This is a genomic window from Streptosporangium sp. NPDC006930, assembly GCF_040635605.1.
Lineage (GTDB): Bacteria > Actinomycetota > Actinomycetes > Streptosporangiales > Streptosporangiaceae > Streptosporangium.
The window spans coordinates 317,423-341,888 of record NZ_JBEYID010000003.1 but is presented as its reverse complement, the minus strand read 5'-3'; the positions used below and the strand labels follow the sequence as shown (position 1 = coordinate 341,888).

General features: G+C 69.7%; 24 protein-coding genes. 1 reads left to right on the top strand and 23 read right to left on the bottom strand.

Annotated elements, in window-relative coordinates; translation table 11 throughout:
• Positions 1–197 precede the first annotated feature (197 nt).
• The 6 genes from ABZ664_RS07880 to ABZ664_RS07855 form a co-directional block, all read right to left on the bottom strand.
• Positions 198–791, bottom strand: coding sequence for a response regulator transcription factor (locus ABZ664_RS07880; RefSeq protein ID WP_362505117.1), 594 nt, complete (start codon positions 789–791; stop codon positions 198–200).
• Positions 788–949 (bottom strand): hypothetical protein, encoded by a 162-nt coding sequence (locus tag ABZ664_RS07875; protein WP_362504678.1) that lies wholly within the window; start codon positions 947–949, stop codon positions 788–790. The genes ABZ664_RS07880 and ABZ664_RS07875 overlap by 4 nt, the downstream gene beginning before the upstream one ends.
• Complete coding sequence (locus ABZ664_RS07870; RefSeq protein WP_362504675.1) at positions 946–2,073, bottom strand: histidine kinase; 1,128 nt, start codon at positions 2,071–2,073, stop codon at positions 946–948. Before ABZ664_RS07870 ends, ABZ664_RS07875 begins: the two co-directional genes overlap by 4 nt.
• A 154-nt stretch (positions 2,074–2,227) precedes the next feature.
• Complete coding sequence (locus ABZ664_RS07865; RefSeq protein ID WP_362505114.1) at positions 2,228–3,025, bottom strand: ABC transporter permease; 798 nt, start codon at positions 3,023–3,025, stop codon at positions 2,228–2,230.
• 2 nt (positions 3,026–3,027) lie between these two features.
• Positions 3,028–4,146, bottom strand: coding sequence for an ABC transporter ATP-binding protein (locus ABZ664_RS07860; RefSeq protein WP_362504672.1), 1,119 nt, complete (start codon positions 4,144–4,146; stop codon positions 3,028–3,030).
• A gap of 94 nt (positions 4,147–4,240) precedes the next feature.
• The gene (locus ABZ664_RS07855; protein ID WP_362504670.1) at positions 4,241–7,426 is read right to left on the bottom strand and encodes a S41 family peptidase; all 3,186 of its coding nucleotides are present in this window, start codon (positions 7,424–7,426) and stop codon (positions 4,241–4,243) included.
• Positions 7,427–7,491: 65 nt separating this feature from the next.
• Between ABZ664_RS07855 and ABZ664_RS07850 the strand changes: the two genes are divergently transcribed.
• Entirely contained in the window at positions 7,492–8,082 is a 591-nt protein-coding gene (locus ABZ664_RS07850) for a cob(I)yrinic acid a,c-diamide adenosyltransferase (protein WP_362504667.1), read from the top strand.
• A gap of 93 nt (positions 8,083–8,175) precedes the next feature.
• Here the strand turns inward: ABZ664_RS07850 and ABZ664_RS07845 are convergent, their stop codons facing one another.
• From ABZ664_RS07845 to prmC, 17 genes are all read right to left on the bottom strand, one after another.
• Positions 8,176–8,586, bottom strand: a complete 411-nt coding sequence (locus ABZ664_RS07845; protein ID WP_362504664.1) for a DUF2550 domain-containing protein — start codon at positions 8,584–8,586, stop codon at positions 8,176–8,178.
• A gap of 44 nt (positions 8,587–8,630) precedes the next feature.
• Positions 8,631–9,038: a F0F1 ATP synthase subunit epsilon gene (locus tag ABZ664_RS07840; protein ID WP_362504661.1), complete on the bottom strand. Its 408-nt coding sequence runs from the start codon at positions 9,036–9,038 to the stop codon at positions 8,631–8,633.
• Positions 9,039–9,106: 68 nt separating this feature from the next.
• Positions 9,107–10,534, bottom strand: coding sequence for a F0F1 ATP synthase subunit beta (atpD, locus tag ABZ664_RS07835; RefSeq protein WP_350948569.1), 1,428 nt, complete (start codon positions 10,532–10,534; stop codon positions 9,107–9,109).
• Position 10,535: 1 nt separating this feature from the next.
• Positions 10,536–11,438 carry a F0F1 ATP synthase subunit gamma gene (locus ABZ664_RS07830; RefSeq protein WP_362504658.1) on the bottom strand — a complete coding sequence of 301 codons (903 nt, stop codon included), beginning with the start codon at positions 11,436–11,438 and terminating at the stop codon, positions 10,536–10,538.
• A gap of 3 nt (positions 11,439–11,441) precedes the next feature.
• Entirely contained in the window at positions 11,442–13,091 is a 1,650-nt protein-coding gene (gene atpA, locus ABZ664_RS07825; RefSeq protein ID WP_362504655.1) for a F0F1 ATP synthase subunit alpha, read from the bottom strand.
• 23 nt (positions 13,092–13,114) lie between these two features.
• Complete coding sequence (locus ABZ664_RS07820) at positions 13,115–13,924, bottom strand: F0F1 ATP synthase subunit delta (protein WP_362504652.1); 810 nt, start codon at positions 13,922–13,924, stop codon at positions 13,115–13,117.
• A gap of 46 nt (positions 13,925–13,970) precedes the next feature.
• On the bottom strand, positions 13,971–14,516 hold the full coding sequence (locus ABZ664_RS07815; protein ID WP_362504650.1) for a F0F1 ATP synthase subunit B: 546 nt from the start codon (positions 14,514–14,516) through the stop codon (positions 13,971–13,973).
• A gap of 31 nt (positions 14,517–14,547) precedes the next feature.
• The gene (atpE, locus tag ABZ664_RS07810; RefSeq protein ID WP_362504647.1) at positions 14,548–14,772 is read right to left on the bottom strand and encodes an ATP synthase F0 subunit C; all 225 of its coding nucleotides are present in this window, start codon (positions 14,770–14,772) and stop codon (positions 14,548–14,550) included.
• Positions 14,773–14,837: 65 nt separating this feature from the next.
• Positions 14,838–15,626, bottom strand: coding sequence for a F0F1 ATP synthase subunit A (gene atpB, locus ABZ664_RS07805; RefSeq protein WP_362504644.1), 789 nt, complete (start codon positions 15,624–15,626; stop codon positions 14,838–14,840).
• Between the two features lie 67 nt (positions 15,627–15,693).
• A complete protein-coding gene (locus ABZ664_RS07800; protein WP_343975662.1) occupies positions 15,694–15,909 on the bottom strand; it encodes an AtpZ/AtpI family protein in 216 nt (71 codons plus the stop codon).
• Between the two features lie 72 nt (positions 15,910–15,981).
• The gene (locus ABZ664_RS07795) at positions 15,982–16,407 is read right to left on the bottom strand and encodes a hypothetical protein (protein ID WP_362504641.1); all 426 of its coding nucleotides are present in this window, start codon (positions 16,405–16,407) and stop codon (positions 15,982–15,984) included.
• A gap of 152 nt (positions 16,408–16,559) precedes the next feature.
• Complete coding sequence (locus ABZ664_RS07790) at positions 16,560–17,939, bottom strand: MraY family glycosyltransferase (protein ID WP_362504638.1); 1,380 nt, start codon at positions 17,937–17,939, stop codon at positions 16,560–16,562.
• A 57-nt stretch (positions 17,940–17,996) separates the two neighbouring features.
• Positions 17,997–19,262 (bottom strand): serine hydroxymethyltransferase, encoded by a 1,266-nt coding sequence (glyA, locus tag ABZ664_RS07785; protein WP_362504635.1) that lies wholly within the window; start codon positions 19,260–19,262, stop codon positions 17,997–17,999.
• A 221-nt stretch (positions 19,263–19,483) separates the two neighbouring features.
• Positions 19,484–19,864, bottom strand: a complete 381-nt coding sequence (locus ABZ664_RS07780) for a hypothetical protein (protein WP_350948559.1) — start codon at positions 19,862–19,864, stop codon at positions 19,484–19,486.
• A 177-nt stretch (positions 19,865–20,041) separates the two neighbouring features.
• The gene (locus ABZ664_RS07775; RefSeq protein WP_362504632.1) at positions 20,042–22,765 is read right to left on the bottom strand and encodes a hypothetical protein; all 2,724 of its coding nucleotides are present in this window, start codon (positions 22,763–22,765) and stop codon (positions 20,042–20,044) included.
• A gap of 167 nt (positions 22,766–22,932) precedes the next feature.
• Positions 22,933–23,598, bottom strand: coding sequence for an L-threonylcarbamoyladenylate synthase (locus ABZ664_RS07770; protein WP_362504629.1), 666 nt, complete (start codon positions 23,596–23,598; stop codon positions 22,933–22,935).
• A 10-nt stretch (positions 23,599–23,608) separates the two neighbouring features.
• Positions 23,609–24,463 carry a peptide chain release factor N(5)-glutamine methyltransferase gene (gene prmC, locus ABZ664_RS07765; protein WP_362504626.1) on the bottom strand — a complete coding sequence of 285 codons (855 nt, stop codon included), beginning with the start codon at positions 24,461–24,463 and terminating at the stop codon, positions 23,609–23,611.
• Positions 24,464–24,466: the final 3 nt, after the last annotated feature.

Below are 24,466 nucleotides of genomic sequence, written 5' to 3'. Positions count from 1 at the left end.
CGGCCGCCACGGAGAAACCGGCCCGGCACCACGGCGACGCGTCACCTGCCGACCGGTCACGCGTCGCGTTCATCCGATGTCACCGCGCAGAAGAAGGTCGTCACCGCCTGCAAGAAGGCGCGAATCTCCCTCGTCCCTGACGTCGATCTTCCGGCGAACACGGGAGTCCCTTGCCCGATTCGAAGGAGAAAACGCGTTTAAAGCCAACCTTTTTGCTGAGCGGCCCGGATCGCGGTGATCCGATTGGTCGCCCCCAGCTTGGTGATGGCGCTGGACAGGTAGTTGCGTACGGTGCCCTGGGTGAGGTGGAGCGCGGCGGCGATCTCGGCGACCGAGGCGCCCTGCGCGGCCAGCTCCAAAGAGCCGCGCTCGCGCTCGGTGAGAGGGCTCTCCCCCGCCATCATCGCCGAGGCGGCCATCTCCGGGTCGAGATAGCGCCCACCCGCGTGGACCTTGCGGATCGCCGTCGCCAGCTCGTCGGCGGAGGCGTCCTTGGGGACGAAGCCGCGCACCCCTGCCGCGAGCGCCCGCCGCAGGTATCCGGGCCGCCCGAAGCTGGTCAGCATCAGCACCGCGTGGCCCCGCAGCGTCTCGGCGACGCTCAGCCCGTCCATCCCCGGCATCTCGATGTCCAGCACGACCACATCGGGCCGGTGCTCCAGCACTGCCGCCGCCACCAGGTCTCCCCTCGCCACCTCGGCCACCACCTCGATGTCCGGCTCCAGGCCGAGCAGAGTGGCGATCGCCTTCCTGACCAGGTGCTCGTCGTCGGCGAGCAGTATCCGGATCACCATGCCTCCTCGGCCCGACAGTCCGGCACGGCGAGACGCCCCACCTCGACCCGACCACTCACCCCACCGGGACGCCCCACCTCGACCGGACGGCCCGGCACGGCGAGACGGTACGAGACGGCGGGACAGCCAGGCACGGCGGCCATCGTCTGGATCATCGTTCTCCCTCCAGCGGGATCGTCGCCCGCAGCCTGAACGTCCCGGGACCGCCCGGGCCCGCCGTGACGGTCCCGCCGACGGCGGCGACCCGCTCCGACAGCCCGAGGAGGCCGGTACCGCCCCGGCCGTCCGCCCCGTCCTCGTTCACCCCGTCGTTGGTCATCTCCAGCACGGCATCTCCCTCGCGGAGGGTGATCGTGATACGGCACCGAGTGGCCGAGCTGTGCCGCAGCACATTGGTGGTGCCCTCCCTCACCACCCAGGCCAGCAGGGTGGCCGTCCCCTCGGGCACCTGTTCGCGCGGCGTCTCCAGGGTGCAGCGGATGTCGCCCGCCTCCAGCACCGCGGTCATCGCGCGCAGCTCGGCGGTGAGGTCGACCGTCCGGTAACCGCGCACCGCCGCGCGGATCTCCTTGAGCGTCTGCCGCGCGAGGGTCCTCACCTCGTCCATCTCCCTGGCCGCCCGCCCGGCGTCCACCCCCGACAGCTTGGAGGCCACCTCGCTCTTGACGGCGATCGCGGAGAGGCTGTGCCCGACCAGATCGTGCAGGTCGCGGGAGAAGCGCAGCCGCTCCTCGGTGACGGCGAGCCTGGCCCGCGCCTCCTTGCCCTCCTCCGCGGCCCTGAACAGCTGCCAGAACCAGAGCTGGAACCGGTTCGACCACGGCGCCGCCGCGGCCACCCCGAGGTAGGCGCCGAGGCCGGGCAGGTGACTCTCCGCGTTCGGTGCCGCGAACACCTCGGCGAATCCGTCTCCCGGCCACACGAGGAACAGTCCGGCGGCGGCCGCCGCGACGGTGACGGCGATCGTGGCGGACCTGCCGAGCAGCAGCGCGGCGCCCGACACCCACGCCGGGCCGAGCAGCCCCCAGGACCAGGGACCGCCGTCCTGGGTCAGCATGAGGACCACCGCGACCACGGCCGAGGCGATGATCTCGCCTCGCGCGCCGGTGCCGTCCACGGCCGCTTTGATGACCCTCAGATACAGGAAACTGAAGATCACCAGGCCCGGCACCCCGACGGTCAGCAGCGAGAGCCTGATTTCCTCACCCTCGTCCGCCAGCTCGGCGAGAGGGCTGATCCAGGCGAGGACGAGGCCCAGGGTGAGGGAGAAGATGGTCATCCGGCGGAGCCGCTGGACGGACGAGCGCCGCCTTCTCGCGGAAAGCGCGGAAGGGACGGCGGGGGCACGGTGTGTGGAGAACGCGAAGGGGACGAGGCGTACGAGGCGCCTCGTCCCTTGTCTCGCGAAGTCGGCCGGCATTTCGTTATGCACGTTAGCCGTGCCGGGGTTCCCAGCGAAACAGCCATCGTGCCAGCGGCCCGGCCACCGCGATCCAGGCCAGCAGGTTCGCGAAGGAGGGCAGCGCGGCCACCCACTGCCCGCCCATGCTCAGCGCCTCACCGCCCCCGGAGATGTGGTCACCGCCCAGGAAGGCGGTGCGCGCGATCTCCACGATCGGGGTCGCGGGAAGCAGGCCGGCGATATGGCCCAGCGCGCCGGGCAGCGTGTCCGCGGGGAACGCGATCGGGGCGCCGACCAGCACGAGCAGGAGCACCGGCAGCACCGTGACCTGGGCGAGCTCGGCGTTCGGCGTGAGGCCGGAGAAGGCGGCGGCGAGCAGGCAGAACAGCGCGACCCCCAGGACGGCGACGGTCACGAGCATCGGCACGTTCGCCACCGTGACCCCCTCGGCCCGCCGCATCCAGACGGCCAGAAGCGCTACCTGGGCGAGATAGAGCACGAGCGCCCCGAGGGCGCCGCCGCCGAGGATCGCCGGCCCCGACGGCTGGCTCGCGCGCAGCCGCTTGAGCACCAGTTCCTCGCGCCGGGCGGTGAAGGAGTTCACCAGGTTGACGAAGACCGCGAACACCAGCAGCACCCCCGGCAGCCCGGCCAGGACGAAAAGCCTTCCGTCCACGCCGCCGATCTTCTCGGCGCCGACCGCCTGGGTGTACAGCCAGGCCATCAGCAGCGGCAGCAGGAGCACGTTGAACAGGACCGTGGTGTTCCTGCTCACCAGGGTGAGATCGATCCTCGCGAGCCTGATCGCGTGCAGCACGTCGGTTCTCATGGTCACTCGCCCCTTCTCGCCGGTCCCGCCGCCACCGGCCCGCCGTCGGCCCGCCGATCCGTACCGTCATCTCCGGCATCCCCGGCCGGCGACGCCTCCCCTGCCACCCGCAGGAAGACGTCCTCCAGGGTTCCCCGACGTACGGCCAGCCGTTCCAGGGTCTCGCCCCGCGCGTCGGCCCAGTCCAGCAGCAGCCGGACCGCCGCGTGCGCGCGGGCCTCCGCCCGCGCGCCGGTCAGGGTGTAGGCGACCCCCGTATCGCCCGTGTCGCCGCCGTAGGTCAGTACGGGGGATACGCCGTCCAGCGGGGGCAGTTCGCCGAAGGTCCAGGAGATGCCGAGAAGGCGGAAGGAGATCCGGTCGCCGGAGCCGGCCACCACCTCCTCGACGGTGCCCTGGAGGTGGATCCGGCCCTCGTGCATGATGGCCAGCCGGTTGGCGAGGCGCTCGGCCTCCTCCAGGTAGTGGGTGGTGAGCAGCACCGTGGTGCCCCCCGCCCGCAGGTCCTCGATCACCTTCCAGGTGGCGCGACGCGCCTCGGGGTCCATGCCGGTGGTCGGCTCGTCCAGGAAGAGCACCTCCGGCCGGGAGATCACCGCCAGTGCGAGGTCAAGCCTGCGCCGCTGGCCGCCGGAGAGCTGCCGGACCCTGGTCCTCGCCTTCCTGGCCAGCCCGGCCGCCTCCAGCGCGTCCATGGTCCCCGGATCCGTGCCCCTGCGCCGGCCGGGAAGGGAGAACGTCCTCGCAGAGGCGGCGGTGCGGCCCGTGTCGCGGCTCAGTCCCTCCCACAGGCCGACGGTCTCCGCGACCGTGAGGTCACCGAGGAAGCCGCCCTCCTGCAGCATGATCCCCACACGGGGCCGCAGCGTCCGGCGCTGCCTGACCGGGTCGAGCCCGAGCACCCGGACGCTGCCGTCGGTGGGAGCCCTGAAACCCTCCAGGACCTCCACGGTGGTGGTCTTGCCCGCACCGTTCGTGCCGAGCAGGGCGAACAACTCGCCCCTCGGGACGTCGAAGGAGACGCCGCGCACCGCCTCGAAGTCGCCGTACGCCTGCCGGAGCCCGCCGACCTCGATCACACTGTCGAGGCCCGGCGGGTCCGTCACCTGTGGTGTTCTCATGACGACAATCGTCGTCGTCCGGCATTTGACCAGGTAGTCGTGGATATCACCGGAAAACGGTGATCTTTACGGTGTTCCGGGTGACAAATGTCAACTACTGGCGGGGTGGCAGCGCGGGACGCCGCCGGGAGGGCCGGGTGGAGCGATCGGGCGGGGTCGCCGCCGGACGCTCCTCCAGCGCGGCCAGCGCGAGCCGTACCGCCTCCTCGATCTGCGGGTCCCTGTCCTGCGCCCAGTCGTCGGGGGTGATGTCGACCTCGACGTCGGGATCGACACCGTAGTTCTCCACACCCCAGCCCAGCTCCTCGAACCAGAAGGAGTACTTGGGCACGGTGATGCGCGAGCCGTCGACCAGGCGGTGGTCGTCCTCGATGCCGATGACGCCTCCCCAGGTGCGGGTGCCCACCACCGGCCCGAGCTTGTGGATCTTGAAGGCCGCGGTGACGATGTCGCCGTCGGATCCGGCGTTCTGGTTGGTGATCGCGACGAGCGGGCCGCGCGGCGCGTCCTCGGGATAGGTGATCGGGGTCATGCCCCTGGGCAGGTCCCAGGCGATGACCCGGCGGATCAGCTTCTCGATGACCAGCTCGGAGGTGTGGCCGCCTCGGTTCCCCCGTACGTCCACCACGAGCCCTTCGAAGGTCATCTCCCTGCGCAGGTCTCGGTGGAACTGCGCCCAGCCCTCGGCCACCATGTCCGGAATGTGCAGGTAGCCGAGGCGTCCGCCGCCGAGCTCCCTGACCCGTGCCCGGCACCCGGCCACCCAGTGCTGGTAGCGCAGGCGCCGGTCGTCGCGGAGCGGTGTGACGACCACCCGCCGCCCGCCGCCCAGGGTCAGCTCGACCGGCTTGTCGGCGGCGCCGACCAGCAGCCGCGCGGGTCCCTCCGACGGCACCGGGCGCCCGTCGACCGCGAGCAGCGCCTCTCCCGGCTGGACCCCCGCCCCTGGACCGGCGAGCGGCGAACGGGCGTGCACGTCGGAGGACTCCGCGGGCAGCACCCGGTCCACCTGCCAGCGGCCGTCGTCGCCCCTGGAGAGGTCGGCGCCGAGCAGCCCGACCGGTTCGGAGGCCGGGTAGCCCCAGGGAGCGGCGTCGACGTAGGCGTGCGAGCTGCCCAGCTCCCCCAGGACCTCCCAGAGCAGGTCGGCGAAGTCGTCGGCGGTGGCGACCCGGTCCACCAGCGGCCGGTACTCCTCCAGCACGTTCTCCCAGTCGACGTCGGCCATGTCCTCGACCCAGAAGTCGGCGCGCATCCTGCGGCCCGCCTGGGCGTAGGCGTGCCGCCGCAGTATGCGCGGGTCGGCGGTGATCCGGATCCTGGACAGGTCGACGGTCGCGTCGTCACCGTTCTTGCCGCCCTGCTTGCCCCCGACGGGACGGACCGTGAGCGTACCCTTGTCACTGACGACGAGCTGCGTGCCGTCACCGCTCACCCGGTACCAGTCGAGCTTGTCGACCACTTCCTTCCACTCGCGCTTGACCAGGTCGTAGCGGTCCAGCGCCGGGCGGGGCGCCTCGCCGCCCACCTCGTCCCTGTCCTCGCCGAGTTCCCCCGCCAGCGGCTCCCTCAGCCAGACGAACCCGCCCTTGACCGCGCACAGGTCCGAGTAGCGGCCCTCTGGCACCGGAACCTGCACGACCCTGGCGGCGATGCCCTCCAGATCCACCGTGAGCGCGCCGTCCCTCTTGCCGTCGTCATCGGAGCCGGAACCCGAGTCCGAGTCGGGGTCGGCCGCCCTTCCCGCGGCGCTGGGCGCGAACGGGGACGGCGTGGACGCGGACAGCGGCACCAGGTAGGGCCGGTAGCCGAAAGGGAAGGACATGTCGAAGGAGTGCGCGTCGTAGACCGGGTCGAAGCCGCGTCGCGACAGGAACGCCAGATAGTCCCCCGCGAAAGCGGGTGAGATGTCCACGAACCGGCCGTCGGTGACATCGGTGACGACCCGGTCCGCCACCCTCGCCAGCCTGATCCTGCGCAGCTGAGGGCCGTCGGGGTGCGACCAGGCCAGCCAGGCCGAGTCGGGTGACCAGGTCGGGCCGTGGATCTCCCCTTCGGCGCTGGCCAGCTCCACGGCCTCGCCGGAGGCCACGTCGACCAGGAGCAGCCGTCCGTTCCTGGCGGTCACCGCGATCGTGTTCCCGTCGGGCGCGACGGCGAGGTCGCCGACCTCGCCCAGCGTCCCCACGGCGATCCTGCGACTTTCTCCGCCCCCCGCCGGGACGATCTCCAGCCCCTGCGTCTCTCCGTCGTCGAAGACCCACACCACGCGGTCGTCGCCGAGCATGCGGGGCCGTCCCGCCGACAGGCCGTCGCTGAGCTGCCGCGCCGGGCCGTCCCTGTGCGTCACCCAGTGCACCGTTCCCTGGACCTCCACCGCGCTGGCGCGCCCGGTCGCGTCCACGGCCAGGTCGTGCAACCGCCTGCCCGCGTTGACCTGGTACGGCTGCCGCCCGCGCAGCGGGGAGCCGAGGGTGACGTCGAGTTTGCGGGTCTCGGCGTCGAGGTCGTCCAGAAGGTAGAGGTCTCCGGCGTTCTGGTAGACGATCCGGGTCCCGTCGGTGGTGGCGTGCCGGGCGTAGAAGACCTCGTGGTCGGTGTGGCGGCGCAGGCCGCCGCCGTCCAGGTCGCAGGAGTAGAGGTTGCCGATGCCCTCGTGGTCGGAGAGGAAGACGAGCCGCCCCCCGACGAGCATCGGGCTCGCGAGGTGGCCGTTCAGGTCGGCCAGGATCCGGGTGAAGTCACCGTCGCCGCGCCGCACCCACAGGCGCCCCGCGGTGCCGCCCCGGTAGCGCTTCCAGACCGCGGGGTCGCGGGGAAGCCCTCCGGCGAGCAGCGCCACTGTGTCCCCTGCGGTGCCCCCCGCCATCGACAGGTCGTTGACCGGGCCGTACGGCAGCCGCTCGACGCGTCCCTCACCGAGCGCGTAGGCCCAGGTCTGCGAAGTGAACGGCTGGCCGGTCGCGCTGATCGCGAGGACCTCGCCGTCCGGCGTCCAGCCGCGCGTCCGCGTCCGCGCGTCTCCCCAGTAGGTCAGCCGCTCCGCGGAGCCGGACTCCAGATCCGCCAGGTAGACCTCGGGAGCGCCGTCGCGGACACCGGTCCAGGCGACCCTGGTGCCGCCTGGCGAGAGACGAGGGTGGCTCGCGGGGGCCCGGTCCAAGGAGAGACGCCACGCACGGCCGCCGTCCGCCGGGGCCGCCCACACGTCGTCGTCGGCGACGAAGGTGAGCGTCTCGTGGGAGATGTGGGGGAATCGCAGGTAGAAACCAGAAACCATCGACAAATCATATGGTCCTCTATCAGGTTAAACAGGATGGTTTTCCTGCCGATACGCTGAACCTCATGACGCGAGCTGACAGAGACAACCCGGTAGTGCTCTCGAAGATCTACACCCGTACCGGGGACGACGGCACGACCGCGCTCGGCGACATGAGCCGCACTCGCAAGACCGATCCGCGCCTGGCCGCCTACGCGGACGTCGAGGAGGCGAACGCCGCGATCGGCGTCGCCCTCGCCGCGGGGACCCTGGAGGCGGACATCACCGCCGTTCTCAGCCGGATCCAGAACGAACTGTTCGACGTCGGGGCCGACCTGTGCGCCCCGGTCGTGGAGAACCCCGAGTTCCCGCCGCTGCGGGTCGAGTCCTCCTACATCGACTGGCTGGAGGCGCGGTGCGACGAGTTCAACGAACGCCTCACGCCGCTGCGCAGCTTCATCCTGCCCGGCGGCACCCCGGCCGTGGCCGCGCTCCACGTCGCCAGGACCGTGGTCCGGCGGGCCGAGCGGACCGCCTGGTCGGCCATGGAGGCCCACGACGACGTCAACCCGCTCACCGCGAAGTACCTCAACCGGGTGAGTGACCTGATGTTCATCCTCTGCCGGGTGGCCGCGGGCGGCGACGAGATCCTCTGGAAGCCCGGCGGCACCCGCTGAGAACGAGCACCGACAGATCCCTACGGAAAACCCGTCGGCACACACGGGGAGCGAGGATCGCGGCCGGCCCGGCGGCCCTGGCGAGCAGGTGAGTCAGGCGACGTCGAGGTAGGCGCTGGGCGGGGCGGACTCCAGCCAGGCGACGAAACCCGTCAGCGCCCGGTATCCCATCGCGAGCTCGAAGGCGTCCTGCCCGTTGCGGCACTCGATCGCCGTCACGCCCTCGATGAACCCGAAGAACTCACCGGACCCGACCTTGCGCCTTCCGGAAACCACAAGGCCGCGCCTCACGATGACGTGGCGCGGCCTTGGGAGCAGACCTATGAGCGGAATCCAGTTGAGGTGGCCGTCGGCGTAGCGGGCCACCCCGACCCGCCAGCCTCGCTTCTTCGACAGGGGGCGCAGGCAACAGAGCACCGATCCCCGGAAGCGGGTGAGTATCAGAACCCGCAGGCCCAGGAGGGCGACGAGCAGCCCCAGCACGATGAGAACATCCACCACCATGTCTGCTCGCCCCCCAAAAGCGCGTACAGCCTAAGAAGCAGAATTTATCCGACTTCTTCCCCAGCCGCGCGCAACCGGGCCCTGGCACGCCTCGCCCCGGCGGCCGCGTCCGCGGCTTCCTGGTCGGATTCGACCGAGGCCTGAGCCCGCTCCAGCGCGCTCTTCGCGCGGGCGACATCGACCTCGGAACCAAGCTCGGCCACCTCGGCCAGAACCGACACCTCGTCGTCGGCCACCGAGAGGAATCCTCCGTGGACGGCGGCGACGAGATCGGCCTCGCCGTTGCCTCGCTTGATCTTCAGCAACCCGCCCTCGACGAGAACGCCGAGCACGGGCGCGTGCTTAGGCATGATACCGATCTCACCGTCGACGGTCTTGGCAATGACCATGTCGGCCTCACCGGACCAGATCTCACGCTCCGGGGAGACGACGCCTACTCGCAGCTTCGCCACTTTCTCTCCAGTTCCTTATCGAACCAGGCGCCGGTACGGCCGCATGACCGTACCGGCACCGAAGGCGACTAGCGGGCGAGTTCCTTGGCCTTGGCCACGGCCTGGTCGATGCCGCCGACCATGAAGAACGCCTGCTCGGGCAGGTGGTCGTAGTCGCCGGCGCACAGACCCTTGAACGAGGCGATCGTCTCGTCCAGCGGGACGTTCTCGCCGGGCTGACCGGTGAACGCCTCGGCGGCGTACATCGGGTGGGACAGGAAACGCTCGATACGACGGGCCCGGTTGACGGTGACCTTGTCCTCTTCCGAGAGCTCGTCGATACCGAGGATCGCGATGATGTCCTGCAGTTCCTTGTACTTCTGCAGGATCCGCTTGGTCTCCTGGGCCACGCGGTAGTGCTCCTCGCCGACGATCAGCGGGTCGAGGATCCGCGAGGTGGAGTCGAGCGGGTCCACCGCGGGGTAGATGCCCTTCTCCGAGATCGGCCGCGAGAGAACGGTCTGCGCGTCGAGGTGCGCGAACGCGTTGTGCGGGGCCGGGTCGGTGATGTCGTCCGCGGGGACGTAGATCGCCTGCATGGAGGTGATCGAGTGACCGCGGGTCGAGGTGATGCGCTCCTGGAGGACCCCCATCTCGTCGGCCAGCGTCGGCTGGTAACCCACCGCGGACGGCATACGGCCGAGCAGGGTGGACACCTCGGAGCCGGCCTGGGTGAACCGGAAGATGTTGTCGATGAACAGCAGCACGTCCTGCTTCTGGACGTCACGGAAGTACTCCGCCATGGTCAGGGCGGAGAGCGCGACGCGCAGACGGGTGCCCGGGGGCTCGTCCATCTGGCCGAAGACGAGGGCGGTGTCCTTGAGGACGTTCGCCTCCTCCATCTCCAGCCAGAGGTCGTTGCCCTCACGGGTGCGCTCGCCGACGCCGGCGAACACCGAGGTGCCACCGAAGTTGCGGGCGACCCGGCGGATCATCTCCTGGATCAGAACGGTCTTGCCCACGCCCGCGCCGCCGAACAGGCCGATCTTGCCGCCCTGCACGTACGGGGTGAGCAGGTCGATGACCTTGATGCCGGTGGTCAGCATCTCGGTGCGCGACTCAAGGGTGTCGAAGGAGGGCGAAGGGCGGTGGATGCCCCAGCGCTCGCTGATCTGGAGCGACGAGGTCTCGACGTCCAGCGACTCGCCCAGGGTGCTCCACACGTGGCCCTTGACGACGTCGCCGACGGGGACCGAGATGGCCGCGCCGGTGTCGGTCACCGGGGCGCCACGGGTGAGGCCGTCGGTGGGCTGCATGGAGATCGCGCGGACGAGGTTGTCACCCAGGTGCTGGGCGACCTCCAGGGTGAGGACCTTCGCCTCGCCCTGGAGCTCGACGTCGACCTTGAGGGCATTGTAGATCTCGGGCATCGCCTCGACGGGGAACTCCACGTCGACGACGGGACCGGTGACCCGCGCGACGCGGCCCACGCCGGTCTCAACAGTCTGTGCAGTCATTTCACTCTTTCCCCGCTGCGGAGTCGGCCAGCGCGTTCGCGCCACCGACGATCTCGCTGATTTCCTGGGTGATCTCGGCCTGGCGGACCTGGTTCATCTGCTGGGTGAACACGCGGATGAGCTCGTTGGCGTTGTCGGTGGCCGACTTCATGGCCCGGCGGCGCGAGGCCTCCTCCGAGGCCGCCGACTGGAGCAGCGCGCTGAAGATGCGCGACTCCACGTAACGCGGCAGCAGCGTGTCGAGGACCTCGCCCGCGTTGGGCTCGAACTCGAAGTAAGGAAGCGGCGTGTCGGACGCCTCCTCCACGCTCTCCTCGACCTCCAGCGGGAGGATCCGCTTGACCACGACCTCCTGCGTCAGCATCGAGACGAACTCGGTGGAGACGATGTGGATCTCGTCCACCCCGTCGTCGTCCGAGAACGCCTCGATCAGCGTGCCGGCGATCGCCTTGGCGTCGGAATAGGCGGGCTTACGGGAGAACCCCGTCCACTGCCCGCCCATCTCACGGTTGCGGAAGGTGTGCCAGGCGACGCCCTTGCGACCCGTCACGTAGGGCACGGGCTCGACGCCCCTGTCCCTGAGCAGGTTGCCGAGCGCCTCCGCCTCGCGAAGGATGTTGGCGTTGAAGCCGCCGCAGAAGCCGCTGTCGCTGGTGACGATCAGGACGGCGGCCCTGGAGGCCTGCTCCTTGGCCACCGTCAGCGGATGGTCGGTGACGGTGGTGTTGCTGACCACGCTCGTGACGGCGTGGGTGATCTCGCGCTCGTACGGCACCGCGGCCTGCATCCGCTGCTGGGCCTTGACGATGCGGGACGAGGCGATGAGCTCTTGGGCGCGGGTGATCTTCGCCGTGGACTTGACCGACTTGATCCTCCGCCGCAGCAGTCTTAGCTGGGCACCCATCGGCTACTTCTTCTCTACCGAGCGGACTCGCTTCGTGATCTTCTCCTGGCCGACCTCGCCCTCGCCGAGCGCGGCGACCGGCTCGTCGTTGACCAGGTACTCGCCAGAAGAGGTCTCGAAGCTCTTCTTGAACTCGGTGATGGCGTCCTTGAGGACGGTCACCGTGTCGTCGGACAGGTCACGGGTCTCGCGGATGCCGTCGAAGACGCCCTTGTTCTCACGGCCCAGGTAGTCGAGGAACTCCGACTCGAAGCGGCGGATGTCCTCGACCGGGACGTCGTCGAGCTCACCGGTGGTGCCGGCCCAGACCGACACGACCTGCTTCTCGACGGGGAACGGGCTGTACTGGGCCTGCTTGAGCAGCTCGACCAGACGCTGGCCGCGCTCCAGCTGGGCGCGGGAGGCCGCGTCCAGGTCGGAGGCGAAGGAGGCGAAGGCCTCCAGGTCACGGAACTGCGACAGCGAGAGACGCAGGGTGCCGGCGACCTTCTTCATCGCCTTGATCTGCGCCGAGCCGCCGACTCGGGAGACGGAGACACCGACGTTGATGGCCGGACGCACACCCGCGTTGAACAGGTCGGTCTCGAGGAAGCACTGGCCGTCGGTGATGGAGATGACGTTGGTGGGGATGAACGCCGAGACGTCGTTGCCCTTCGTCTCGATGATCGGCAGGCCGGTCATCGAGCCGGACCCCATGTCCTTGGAGAGCTTCGCGCAGCGCTCAAGGAGGCGGGAGTGCAAGTAGAAGACGTCGCCAGGGAACGCCTCGCGGCCCGGCGGACGGCGCAGCAGGAGGGAGACCGCGCGGTAGGCGTCGGCCTGCTTGGTCAGGTCGTCGAAGACGATGAGGACGTGCTTGCCCTGGTACATCCAGTGCTGGCCGATGGCCGAACCGGTGTAGGGCGCGAGGTACTTGTAGCCGGCCGGGTCGGAGGCCGGAGCGGCGACGATGGTGGTGTACTCCATCGCGCCCGCCTCCTCAAGGCGGCCCTTGACCTGGGCGATCGTGGAGCCCTTCTGGCCGACCGCGACGTAGACGCAGAGAACCTGCTTGTCGGGGTCGCCGGAGAGCCAGTTCTCCCGCTGGTTGAGGATGGTGTCCACGGCGACGGCGGTCTTGCCCGTGCCACGGTCACCGATGATCAGCTGGCGCTGGCCGCGGCCGATCGGCGTCATGGCGTCGACCGCCTTGAGACCGGTCTGCAGCGGCTCCTTCACCGGCTGGCGCTGGACCACCGAGGGGGCCTGGAGTTCGAGGGCGCGCAGACCCTCGGCCTCGATCGCGCCCTTGCCGTCCAGGGGGACGCCCAGCGGGTCGACCACCCGGCCGAGGAAGCCGTCGCCGACCGGCACGGACAGGACCTCGCCCGTCCGGCGGACCGACTGGCCCTCCTCGATCTTGCTGAAGTCGCCCAGAACGACGACACCGATCTCTCGGACGTCCAGGTTCAGTGCCAGGCCACGCGTGCCGTCCTCGAACTCAAGCAGCTCGTTCGCCATCGCCGAGGGAAGGCCGGAGACATGGGCGATACCGTCGCCGCAGTCGACGACGGTCCCGATCTCCTCGCGCGCGGCACCTTCCGGCTCGTACGCCTGGACGAAGCGCTCAAGTGCGTCCCGGATCTCGTCCGGCCGGATCGTAAGCTCCGCCATCTCTCTTCAGTCTCCCTATTCGCCTAGCCGGCCAACCGGCGGCGGACTTCTTCGATTCGTCCCGCGATGGTGGTGTCGATGAGGTCGTCCCCGATGTGGACCGAGAACCCTCCCAGCACCCGCGGATCCACCTCGACGTTCAGATGAACGTCGCGGCCGTACGAGGTGCGCAGCCACGTGGCGAGACGCTGCTTCTGCACCTCCGAGAGCACGACGGCGCTGCGCACCACCGCGACGAGGCGCTGCCGCTGGGCGGCGACCAGCCTGCCGAACTCGGCAAGCCCACTGTCCAGGCTACGTCCTCGCGGATGCAGCACGAGCTGGATGACCAGGCGCAGGGTGGTGGGGGCCACCTTTTCGGCCAGGAGGGAGTTCAGGAGCTCCCGCTTGGCCGGTGCCGGGGCCGCCGGCGCCGTCAAGGTCCGGTAAAGCTCCAGGTTCGAGGCGGTGATGCGCCCGAACCTGAACAGCTCGTCCTCGACGTCGTCGAGCCTGCCCTGTGCCTCCGCCTCGGCCGCGGCGGCGATGACGCCGAGGCGCTCCAGCGCGTCGGCCAGGTCGCCCAGGCGCGCCCACTTCGCGGACACGGCCGCGATGACCGTCTCCAGCGCGGCACCGCTGATCTTGCCCTCCAGCAGCACCCGTACGACCTGCGCCTTCTGGGCCGCGGGACGTGCGGGGTCGGAGAGGTTGCGGCGGAGCCCGTGCTCACGGTCCAGCAGGTCGGCGACCGAGAAAAGCTCGTCGGCCAGCGTGCCGAGGTCGGCGCTTCCCGCGACGGCGTTGAAGCGCTCTTCGACCTCGGCCAGCGAGGCCCTGCTCAGGCCCCTCATCGGCTGCTCACCGACACTCGCGCGTCACGCCCGGTTCGCCGCGTCATCAGCGGACCGCCGCGCTGCTCGACTCGAGCTCCTCAAGGAACCTGTCGACGGTACGGCGCTGACGCGCCTCGTCCTCCAGGGACTCCCCGACGATGCGGCCGGCGAGCTCGATCGACAGACGGCCGAGCTCGGTGCGGAGCTGGGCGAACGCCTGCTGGCGGTCGGCCTCGATCTGCAGGTGCGCGGCCTCGACCAGGCGGCGGGCCTCGGCCTGCGCCTCCTCGCGGAGCTCGGCCTTGATCTGCGCGCCCTGCTCGCGGGCCTCCTCACGCAGCCGCGAGGCTTCGTGACGGGCTTCGGAGAGCTGGTCCTTGTACTGCTTGAGCAGCGCCTGGGCCTCGGCCTGGGCGTCCTCGGCTCGCTTGATGCCGCCTTCGATCGCGTCGGTCCGCTCGGCCAGGGTCTTCTGGATGCGCGGGGTGAGGATCTTACCGACGACGAAGAGGACGACGAAGAACGCGAAACCGCCGACGACCAGCTCGTAGACGTGCGGCATGAGCGGGCTGGTGCCCTCGGCCGCCAGGAGCTTAGCTGCGGTAGTCATCGATGCAGCCTTCCGTCAGAGGTGTTTTCGATCAGCCGTAGATGAACGGCGCGACAAGACCGATCAGGGCCAGCGCCTCGACGAGCACGAAGCCCAGCAGCATGTTCTGGCGGATCAGGCCGTAGGTCTCGGGCTGGCGGGCGATGGCCTGCAGACCGTTACCGAAGATGAGACCGACACCGATGCCGGGGCCGAGGGTGGCGAGTCCGTAACCGATGGAACCGATGTTGCCGGAGACCTCAGCGATGATGTTCATTGCTGTTTCCTTTACAAGATGGCCGGTGAACGAGTCTCACCGGTCTGAACTGGACGAGAAGGGTCTTAGTGCTCGGCGTGCAGCGAGCCGCCGATGTACATCGCGGCGAGCAGCGCGAACAGGAAGGCCTGGAGGAACTGGATGAACAACTCGAACCCGGTCATCGCGATCGTCATGATGACGCCGACGACACCCACAGGAGCCCCGAGCGGCGTGAGCTGCTCGAAGAGGAACCAGAAACCGACGGCGCTGAAGAAGGCGAGGATGATGTGGCCCGCGAACATGTTGGCGAAGAGTCGCACGGCGTGGGTGAACGGCGCCACGATCATGTTGGAGAGGAACTCGATCGGCGCGAGCAGCACGTAGATCGGCTTGGGCAGGCCGGGCGGGAACATCATGTTCTTGAAGTAGCCGAGCCCGCCCTGGTGCTTCATGCCCAGGTAGATCTTCAGCACGTAGATGCTGCCCGCCAGGACGATCGGGAAGGCGATGTGCGAGGCGATCGGGAACTGCAGGAAGGGGACGACCCCCATCAGGTTCCAGATCCAGACCAGGAAGAACAGGCTCAGCAGCAGGCCCATCCAGCGGTCGGCGTCCTTACCGAGGAAGGGGCGGGCCACCTGGTCGCGGACGAACGTGTAGCCGACCTCACCGATGTTCTGGATGCCCCTGGGGACCAGCTTCGGGTTGGCGAAGGCCGACCAGCAGAAGGCTATGACCAGGAGCGAGCTCAGCAGGGCGAGCAGGACCGGCTTGGTGAACCAGGCGACGCCGGGAATGATCGGGGGGAGATCGAACAGCTCAAGCCCGGGGGCCTTGAACTCGTCGGCGGCGAGGACCGTCAGCGCCTTCACGCGGCGTTCCCTTCAACGTGGTAGTGGATCAAGATTGCTTCCTCAGCGAAGCGACCGCCGCGCGAGGTCAGCGACCGTATTTCCGGTAGACCAGGTAGATGGCGAGAACGACACCGACGATCACTCCGATCGGTGTGAACACAGCCACGCCGGTCCAACGGCTCAGCAACCAACCACCGCCGCCGTACAGAATGATCCCGGAGAGAATGTAACTGGGAACCGACCAGGCAGCATTGGCGAAGTCGCGGCCATCGCTCTCGGGCCTGCGTTCTTGTTCGCTCATTGCGGGCATGACAATAGCAGCCAGGCAGATGACTAGTCATATCGGGTCCCCGCCGCCCGGTCATAATACGCCTCACCGAGGGTCGCCCTGACCGGGAACGGTCGCGCCCGGATCGACGTAGAGCATCTTCGTCTTCATGAACCCCCACATCTCACCGGCCGTCCAGACGACGGTGCAGACGATCGCCGACCAGCCGAAGGCTCGGGGCTCGAAGGCCGTGGCGCTCTCGAAAACTTTAAGGAGCGCCATGATGATCAGGACCTTCACCGCGTAGGTGACGATCGCGGCGACCATCATCATGGCGGGAGAGATCCTGCTCGCGTAGGAGACCGCGACCAGGCTCACCGTGAAGAAGACCGCCACCACCAGGAGGCCGAGCGCGGCCCCCAGCGCTCCCCTGCCACCGGAGAGCAGGGTCGCCGCGAGGACGACGACCACGCCCGCGGCGGCGGTGGGTATCACGGCCCCTTTGAGGACGCGCACGTCGTTGGCCTGCATCGGCACTCCCTGTGGCTGTTATCAAGCGAGCGATTGCTACGTCTTAGATCCGGCTAGCCCCCGGACCCGTTAGTGAAAGCTATCACAAGCTCTCGGAAGGCCGCCTTTACCTGCTGTTTCAAGTAAACGATCAAGGTGTTGGCGGAAACGGCTCAAAGCGGCGTCTCAGAGTTCGAGAAACCCTGACGGGGAGCGCTGAGCGACAGGTCGGGCAGCGCGGAAAGCGTCGCCGTGTCGTCGCCGGCGGCGGCCGAACGGGGTCCGGACGCCTCCGAGGGATACGGATGGGGCCTGCCCCGCTGCGGCTGCCCGCCAGGACGCGCGTGCCGCCCCGGCCCCTCCGCCGGACCCGTAGGACCCGTGGGAGGGGCGGGATCGAGTCCGCCACGCCCCTCGGTTCCGCCCTCAGCCTCGCCCTCGGCCCCGCCGAGGTCGCGGCGGGCGCGCCAGCGGGGCAGCGCCATCATCACCAGCACACCGATCGCGAGCAACACGGTGAGCGGGAACAGGATGAGCGGGACGCCCTCGATGGACAGCGCCACGACCGCGAAGGCGAACAGGAAGGTCCACGCGTACATGATCATGACGCTGCGGCGGTGCGAATGGCCGATGTCCAGCAGCCGATGGTGCAGATGCCCCCGGTCGGGCGAGAACGGCGACAGGCCGTTGGACGTGCGCCGGATCACCGCCATGATCAGGTCCAACAGGGGGAGCACCAGGATCGCGACCGGCACGAGCAGGGGAAGGATGACGGGGAAACGGTTGATGCTGCTGGAGTCGAGCGGTGTGACCAGGATCATCGTGGAGGCGAGGACCAGGCCGATCAGCATCGCCCCCGTGTCGCCCATGAAGATCTTCGCCGGGTGGAAGTTGTGCGGCAGGAAGCCGAGGCAGATCCCGATGAGCACCGAGGCGATGACCGCCGTCGCGTTGATGCTGGTGTTGCCGTAGTCCTTCGACAGGGCCACCGAGTACGTCCACGTGGCCATGGCGGCGATACCGACGATCCCCGCGGCGAGCCCGTCGAGCCCGTCGACGAAGTTGACCGCGTTGATCATGACGACCACGATCAGGATCGTGATCAGCGGGCTCAGCGTCGAGTCCAGGATGGTCTGCCCGCCCAGCGCGGTGGGCAGCGGGAGCCACGGCAGGCTGACACCGAAGGTGACGAGCACCCCCGCGGCGCCGATCTGCCCGGCGAGCTTGACCAGCGCGTCCATTCCCAGCCAGTCGTCCAGAAAGCCGGTCAGCGTGATCAGGCCACCTGCGGCGATCAGCGCGATCACGGTCTTGCCCTGGCCCTCGGCCGCCAGCTTGCCCCCGGCGTAGGGCAGCTCTCCGGCGATCAGCAGACCGGCGACCAGGCCCCCGTACATCGCCAGGCCGCCGAGCCTGGGAGTCGGCGTTGTGTGCACGTCACGGCTGCGAACCTCGGGCATGGCGCCGATCCGAACGGCGAAAACGCGGATCAAGGGAACCAGCAGGTACGTCACCGCGGCCGCGACGAGCGCCATGAGTAGGTATTCGCGCACGGAACCAGTTTCGCGGATAGTCCGGCCACCTGTGACCGGAAAACGACACAGAACAGCTCATAGTTCGCTGGGATATATCTGATGAGCCTTCGTCAGCACCTCGACGCGCTCCCGTATCTCACCCGTCGCGTCAGGGTCGCGGATGGCCTGCGCGACCATCGAGGCCACTTCCTTCATCTCCTCGGGCCCCATCCCCTGGGTCGTGACGCAGGGGGTGCCGACCCGGATCCCCGAGGTCACCGTGGGCGGCTCGGGATCGTAGGGGATCGCGTTGCGGTTCAGCGTGATCCCGGCCGCCTGGCACCGCTGCTCGGCCACCGCTCCGGAGATCCCGACATCGCGCAAATCGATCAGTGCCAGATGGCTGTCGGTGCCCCCGGAGACCGGCCGCATGCCCTCGGCGGCGAGCGCGTCGGCCAGCACCTGGGCGTTCGCCACCACCTGCCGCGCGTACTGTGCGAACTCCGGCCGCAGCGCCTCGCCGAACGCGACCGCCTTGGCCGCCACCGCGTGCATGAGCGGGCCCCCCTGCACGAACGGGAAGACCGCGCGATCGATCTTGGGCCCCAGCTCCCCCGTGCACATGATCCCGCCGCCCCTCGGACCGCGCAGCGCCTTGTGCGTCGTGAAGGTCACCACGTCCGCGTACGGCACGGCGGACGGCAGGGCCCGCCCGGCCATCAGGCCGACGGTGTGCGCGACGTCGGCGAGCAGCCAGGCGCCCACCTCGTCCGCGATCCCGCGGAAAGCGGCGAAGTCGATCTCACGCGGATAGGCGGTGGCGCCACAGATGATCATTTTGGGCTGGTGCCGAAGCGCCAGCTCCCTCACCTCGTCGTAGTCGATCAGCTCGGTGTCCCTGCGCACGCCGTACGCCACGACGTCGAACCAGCGTCCCGAGAAGTTGACCTTGGAGCCGTGCGTGAGATGGCCGCCGTGCGACAGCTCCATCGCGAGCATGGTGTCGCCAGGCTGGAGCAGGGCCGCGTAGGCGGCCAGGTTCGCCGAGGCGCCGGAGTGGGGTTGCACGTTGACGTGCTCGGCGCCGAACAGCAGCTTGGCGCGGTCGATCGCGAGCCGCTCGGCCCGGTCGACGACCTCGCACCCGGCGTAGTAACGCCTGCCGGGGTAACCCTCGGCGTACTTGTTGGTGAGCGTCGAGCCGAGCGCGGCGAGCACGGCGGGTGAGGTGAAGTTCTCGCTCGCGATCAGCTGGACGCCTCCACGGAGCCGGTCGAGCTCGTCGAGGAGCACACTCGCGATCTCCGGGTCCTCGCGCTGCAGGAGACCGAAATCCGGCCCGTAGTACGGTTCTGCGCCCATGGCTCACACCCCGAAGACGACGACTCACCCCCACTGTAAGCCCGCCCCGCCCGGTTATCCCACGTCAGGGACGCGCCGCCCCGGAAAGCGTGTCGCGAGGGAACGCCCCCATCGAGGGGACCGCATCACAGGAACACCTGTCACGAAGACACGACGCCGCCCGGAGAACCCTCCCACGAGACCGCGTCTCCCGGAAGATCGACACCACCGACGGGGCCACCTCACGAGAACGCGTGCGGGGCTCCGGATCTGACCGGCACCCACCTCGGCGTGTCGGCCGCCTGGTCGCTGATCGACGTCAGGACCGCCTGCCGATAGAGGCCAAGACGGGTGCGCCACTCCGTCATGTCCTCGACATAGCGGCCGGAGACGGGCGCGTCCCAGACATCGCTGCTCCTGGCGAGCTGGTAGGCCTTGTCCAGGCTGGAGGTCAGCGTGTCGAGCACGGGGAGCACCTGCCTCCACATCATGACCAGCCGCTGGTAGTCGGGGTTGAACTCCCACGACGTGGCCGCGTCCGGGGACGGCAGACCGGTGCTGGCCGAGGCCGGAGGGGTCTCCCCCGGCTGCATCGGCTGCGGTGCGGGTGGATCCACGAACATCACAGGCTCCTCACCCTCGCTGACACGCTCCCTGCCTCCTGCTCACTGACCCTCTTTGCTCGCTGACCACGCTCAAGGACGAGGACGACCCGCTGCCACACTCCCTGCCTGCCGCCCTCCGCTTCCCAGGCGCTTCTCACCTACCCGCTCGCCGCCTCGGCATCGCCTTCGCGACGGTCACCGGCCGCCCCCCGGAGGCGGGATCGGCCGCAGCGGATCTCCCGCTTCCACATCGCCCGCAGGACCGTCGGGCCGGATGTCCATGGGCGCCCAGGCGCCCTCGCCCCAGGTCTCCCCGTCGGGCACGCTCACGCCGGGCATCTCCAGCGGTTCGATCTCGCGGGCGTTGTCGGCGAGCGTCTTGAGCGCGTCGAGGTCGAGCGGACCCGCCTCTGCGGTGACGACGTCACCGCCGTCGTTCGCCCACCGGGCGACCGAACCCCCGTCCTGCTGTGCGACCGGCCGCACATCCGGTTGCGTATCCGGTCGCACGGGCGGCTGCGCGTCCGGCTGCGCGTCCGGTTGCGCGGACCCACCCTCGGGAACCGCTCCCGCCGCCTGTCCGGAAACCCCTGCCGTATCCTGCGCCACAGCGGAAACCGCGTCGCCGACGGCCGGCACCCGCATCCCGTCCGGCCGCGCGACAGCCTCACCCGAGGACGTACCCGCCGTCTGGATCGCAGGCTCGCCCGAAGCCGTCCCGACGGGCCGGAGCGCGTCCTCACCGGTGGACCGGGAAGGGGAGTCTCCCTGCGTCACATCGGCGGGCCTGGGCGCGGCGGGCTCGCCCGAGGTCGTACCGGTGGACTGGGGAGTCGCGTCGCCACCGGTGCCCGGCGGCTGGACGGTCTGGTCCGTGGCCGGGCCCGCTGTGTCGAGGAGCGGGTACGCGGGCTTGGCGGAATCGAGCGGTTCGTGCGGCTCGACCCAGCCGGGCTGCCCCGCGGTGACGGAGACGTTGTCGACACCCGGCATCTCCAGTGGCGGGATGTCCTCGATGTTCTTCAGCAGCTCGTCGACCTCGGCCGCCGTGGGCGCGTCGAGCGGGATCTGGAGCACCCTCACCCCGTCGACCTCCACGACCTTCGCCCTGGAATCGCCGCTCTGGTCGATGTCGTCGGGATGATCCTTCCTCGGGGTGTCGAAAACGGTGTCGCCGGACGACCCTCCCCCGTCTCTGGGCGAGCGCTCGTCACCCTTGGACCCGGTGTCACTCTTGGCGTCGGGCGCGTTACCCGTGGAGTCCCCTCGCGGCGTCGTCTCGTCACCCTTGGACCCGGTGTCGCCCTTGGCGTCCGGCGCGTTACCCGTGGAGTCCCCTCGCGGCGTCGTCTCATCGCCCTTGGACCCGGTGTCGCCCTTGGCGTCCGGCGCGTTACCCGTGGAATCGCCTCGCGGCGTCGTCTCGTCACCCTTGGACCCCGTGTCGCCCTTGGCGTCGGAATCGTTCACGGGCACGGTGCCGGTCGAATCCTGCCCGCGCGGCGTCGTGTCGCCCGAGTTGATGACCTCCGTCCCCCTGTCGTCGGCCCTGGGCGGCTCCGGCGTGGGCGTGGAGTCCCCCTGCGGCGTCCCGGGCGCGGGGGCGGTGTCCGGGTTGGGAGCCTCGGGCATACGCGGGAGGTCGGGCGTCTCGCGCGGCGCGGTGTCGACGGGCTGCCCTCCCCCTTGCGGGTTCTCCCCCGGTCCGGGAACCGCGGGCTTCAGATCCTCGACCCTCGGCGTCTCAGGATGCGTCCCCTCGGCTCTGGGGACGTCCGGCGCGGGCGCGGAATCCTGCCTGGGCACCTCCGCGCCCTCGGCGTTCGGGGCGCCTGGCATGGGCGCGCCCTCGACGTTCGGTATCTCGGGGACGCGACCCGGCGCGGGGGCCTCCGGCCGCGTGTCCTCGCCCCTCGGCACGTCCGGTACGGACTGGGAGTCCGGGTTGTACACCTCTGACGGAGGCACGGCATCGTCCCTAGGAGCCTCCGGCACGGGGTCCGGGCGGGGAGGCTCAGGACGCGGCTCCTCGGCCTTCGGAGGTTCGTGACGCGGTTCCTCGGCCTTGGGAGGCTCAGGCGTCGGATCGGCCTTGGGAGGCTCAGGGCGTGGCTGCTCCGCCTTGGGAGGCTCAGGCGTGGGATCGGGCCTGGGGGTCTCGCGCGGTGCGGTCTCAGTCGGTTTCGCGGTCTCCTTGGGCTTCTCCCGCTCCTCCTTGGCCTTCTCCCCCTCCCGCTCCTCTTTGGCCTTCTCCCCCTCGCGCGGAGAGGTCTCGTCGGCCTTCGACCCCGTTTCCGGCTTCCGGTCGTCTGACCCGGACGCCTCGGGTTTCTGCGTCTCCTTCCGATCATCCCGCGGGGAGGTCTCGTCGCTCTTCGAACCGGCCTCCGGCTTGGCCTCGTCGGCCTTCGGGGAGTCGTGCTTGCTGTCGGGCTTGGAGGAGTCCTTGGGATCGTCGCGCTGGGTGGTCTCCGCCGACTGATCGCCGACGCGGGGCTTGTCGTCCGCCCCGACGGCCGGCTTGAGGTCGTCCGCCTTCGGGGTCTCGGGCTTGGCGCCGTTCTGAGAACCGCCCTCCGGTTTGGCACCGTTCTGAGAGCCCGTCTCCGGCTTCGCGCCCTCGCCCTGGGAGCCCGCCTCGGGCTTCGTGTCCCCGGCCTTCGGCTCGGTGGGGGGCGCCGTCGCGTTCTGGTTGACCTTCTTCTCCAGCAGCGCCACACGGGCGGAGACGTCGCGGACCATCACGTCGCACGCGTCGGCGATCTGGACGGGTCTGTGGGTCGACTGAGAGGACAGGCCCGCCCCGCTCATCAGCTGCGAGACCTTGCCCTCGACGTCCCGCATCCGCTCGGCCGCCCGCTGAACCTCGGACAACAGATCGCGGACCAGCTTGGGGTCCATTCCTTCGAACTTGCCCATGGACGTCTCCCAGGAAGTGTCGGCCCACTTCAAGGTACCGGGGAGACAGCCCGGCGTCACGGTGATAATCAGATGGCATGGATCACGGCATATGCCGGGGACGCGCGCTCAGACGTCGGGGCGCCCCCGTAGAGGCGCTCGCCCGTGTCCTCACACTGTCCTCACCGTCAGTTGCCGGGCTCCGGGCCCGTGTCCGTGGCGACGTAGCCGATCACGCCGCGCAGCTTCTCCACGCCGATCGCCCCACGCCGCAGGAGCCTGGGCACCGCCGTGGTCAGATCGAGGATCGTCGAGGGGATGTCGCTCTCGCACGGCCCGGCGTCGAGATAGACCGACACCGAGTCGCCGAGCTGCTTCTCCGCGTCGGCGGCGGTGGTGGCCGCGGGGGCACCCGAGCGGTTGGCGCTGGAGACGGCGAGCGGGCCGGTCTCCTTGAGCAGGTCGAGGGCGACCGCGTGCAGCGGCATCCGGATCGCGACGGTGCCCTTGGCGTCGCCGAGATCCCACGACAGCGACCGGTTCGCACGGCAGATCAGCGTGAGCGGCCCCGGCCAGAAGGAGTCGATGAGATCCTGGCCGTACGGACCGAGGTTCTCCACCAGGGCGTTCGCGGCCCGGACGGTCCCGACCAGCACGGGAACCGGCATGTCACGGCCGCGTCCCTTCGCCTCCAGCAGGGCGGTGACCGCGGCGGGCGTGAAGGCGTCGGCGCCGACACCGTAGACGGTGTCGGTCGGGAGCACCACGAGCTCACCCCGCTGGAGGGCGGACGCGGCCTCGACCAGGCCCGTGGCTCGCTGGTCGGCATCCATACAGTCATAACGTCGGCTCACGGCGTGCATCCTATTCCTGGCCGAATCGAGCGGTGACGAAGCGGTCCCTGCGAGTCAGGTCCTGGCGGCTGCGGACGTCGCGCCAGCCGTTCTCCTCAGAGAAGATCAGATAGACCGGAGTGCCCTGCTGGTCGGCGTGTTCCACGGCGACGAACCCGCCGGGGCGCAGCAGCCGCCTCGCGGTCCGCTCCACCGCCCTGACCTCGTCGAGGCCGTCGCTCCCCGATCCGTACAGCGCGCGGTGCGGGTCGTAGTCGCGGACCTCGGGGTCGCGGGGGATCGCGCCCGGCGGGATGTAGGGCGGGTTGGAGATCACCAGGTCCACCTGGCCGTTCAGCTCCGAGAGGGCGTCGGCCAGGTCCTCGGGGTGCAGGTGGACACGGCCCTGGCCGTGTTCGATGATGTTGCGCTTCGCCCAGGTGTAGGCGCCGGGATCGACCTCGACCGCGTGCACGGTGGCGAGCGCGACCTCCTGGGCGATGGACAGCGCGATCGCGGCCGAACCGGTGCCGAGATCCACGACCACGGGCGAGGCGACGTCCATCTCCCGCAGCCGATCGATCGCCCAGCCCACCACGACCTCGGTCTCCGGGCGCGGCACGAACACGCCGGGCCCGACCTCCAGGGACAGGTAGCGGAAGTAGGCCCGCCCGGTGATGTGCTGGAGCGGCTCGCGGGACTCCCTACGGGCGACGCCCTCCCAGAACAGGGCGTCGAAGTCGGAGTCCTTCACCGTGTGCAGCTCGCTGCGGCGTACGCCGTGCACACACGCGGCGATCTCCTCGGCGTCGGTGCGCGGAGACGGCACACCTGCCTCGGCGAGCCGGGCGGTGGCGAGGGCGATCTCGTCCAGCAGAAAGGTCATGGG

What these genes read in the sequence shown, in the direction of transcription:
- ABZ664_RS07875 (WP_362504678.1), bottom strand. Translation starts at nt 949, where the DNA reads ATGATCCAGACGATGGCCGCCGTGCCTGGCTGTCCCGCCGTCTCGTAC.
- ABZ664_RS07870 (WP_362504675.1), bottom strand. Translation starts at nt 2,073, where the DNA reads ATGACCATCTTCTCCCTCACCCTGGGCCTCGTCCTCGCCTGGATCAGC.
- ABZ664_RS07865 (WP_362505114.1), bottom strand. Translation starts at nt 3,025, where the DNA reads ATGAGAACCGACGTGCTGCACGCGATCAGGCTCGCGAGGATCGATCTC.
- ABZ664_RS07860 (WP_362504672.1), bottom strand. Translation starts at nt 4,146, where the DNA reads ATGAGAACACCACAGGTGACGGACCCGCCGGGCCTCGACAGTGTGATC.
- ABZ664_RS07855 (WP_362504670.1), bottom strand. Translation starts at nt 7,426, where the DNA reads ATGGTTTCTGGTTTCTACCTGCGATTCCCCCACATCTCCCACGAGACG.
- ABZ664_RS07850 (WP_362504667.1), top strand. Translation starts at nt 7,492, where the DNA reads ATGACGCGAGCTGACAGAGACAACCCGGTAGTGCTCTCGAAGATCTAC.
- ABZ664_RS07845 (WP_362504664.1), bottom strand. Translation starts at nt 8,586, where the DNA reads ATGGTGGTGGATGTTCTCATCGTGCTGGGGCTGCTCGTCGCCCTCCTG.
- atpD (WP_350948569.1), bottom strand. Translation starts at nt 10,534, where the DNA reads ATGACTGCACAGACTGTTGAGACCGGCGTGGGCCGCGTCGCGCGGGTC.
- ABZ664_RS07830 (WP_362504658.1), bottom strand. Translation starts at nt 11,438, where the DNA reads ATGGGTGCCCAGCTAAGACTGCTGCGGCGGAGGATCAAGTCGGTCAAG.
- atpA (WP_362504655.1), bottom strand. Translation starts at nt 13,091, where the DNA reads ATGGCGGAGCTTACGATCCGGCCGGACGAGATCCGGGACGCACTTGAG.
- ABZ664_RS07820 (WP_362504652.1), bottom strand. Translation starts at nt 13,924, where the DNA reads ATGAGGGGCCTGAGCAGGGCCTCGCTGGCCGAGGTCGAAGAGCGCTTC.
- ABZ664_RS07815 (WP_362504650.1), bottom strand. Translation starts at nt 14,516, where the DNA reads ATGACTACCGCAGCTAAGCTCCTGGCGGCCGAGGGCACCAGCCCGCTC.
- atpE (WP_362504647.1), bottom strand. Translation starts at nt 14,772, where the DNA reads ATGAACATCATCGCTGAGGTCTCCGGCAACATCGGTTCCATCGGTTAC.
- ABZ664_RS07800 (WP_343975662.1), bottom strand. Translation starts at nt 15,909, where the DNA reads ATGAGCGAACAAGAACGCAGGCCCGAGAGCGATGGCCGCGACTTCGCC.
- ABZ664_RS07795 (WP_362504641.1), bottom strand. Translation starts at nt 16,407, where the DNA reads ATGCAGGCCAACGACGTGCGCGTCCTCAAAGGGGCCGTGATACCCACC.
- glyA (WP_362504635.1), bottom strand. Translation starts at nt 19,262, where the DNA reads ATGGGCGCAGAACCGTACTACGGGCCGGATTTCGGTCTCCTGCAGCGC.
- ABZ664_RS07780 (WP_350948559.1), bottom strand. Translation starts at nt 19,864, where the DNA reads ATGTTCGTGGATCCACCCGCACCGCAGCCGATGCAGCCGGGGGAGACC.
- ABZ664_RS07775 (WP_362504632.1), bottom strand. Translation starts at nt 22,765, where the DNA reads ATGGGCAAGTTCGAAGGAATGGACCCCAAGCTGGTCCGCGATCTGTTG.
- prmC (WP_362504626.1), bottom strand. Translation starts at nt 24,463, where the DNA reads ATGACCTTTCTGCTGGACGAGATCGCCCTCGCCACCGCCCGGCTCGCC.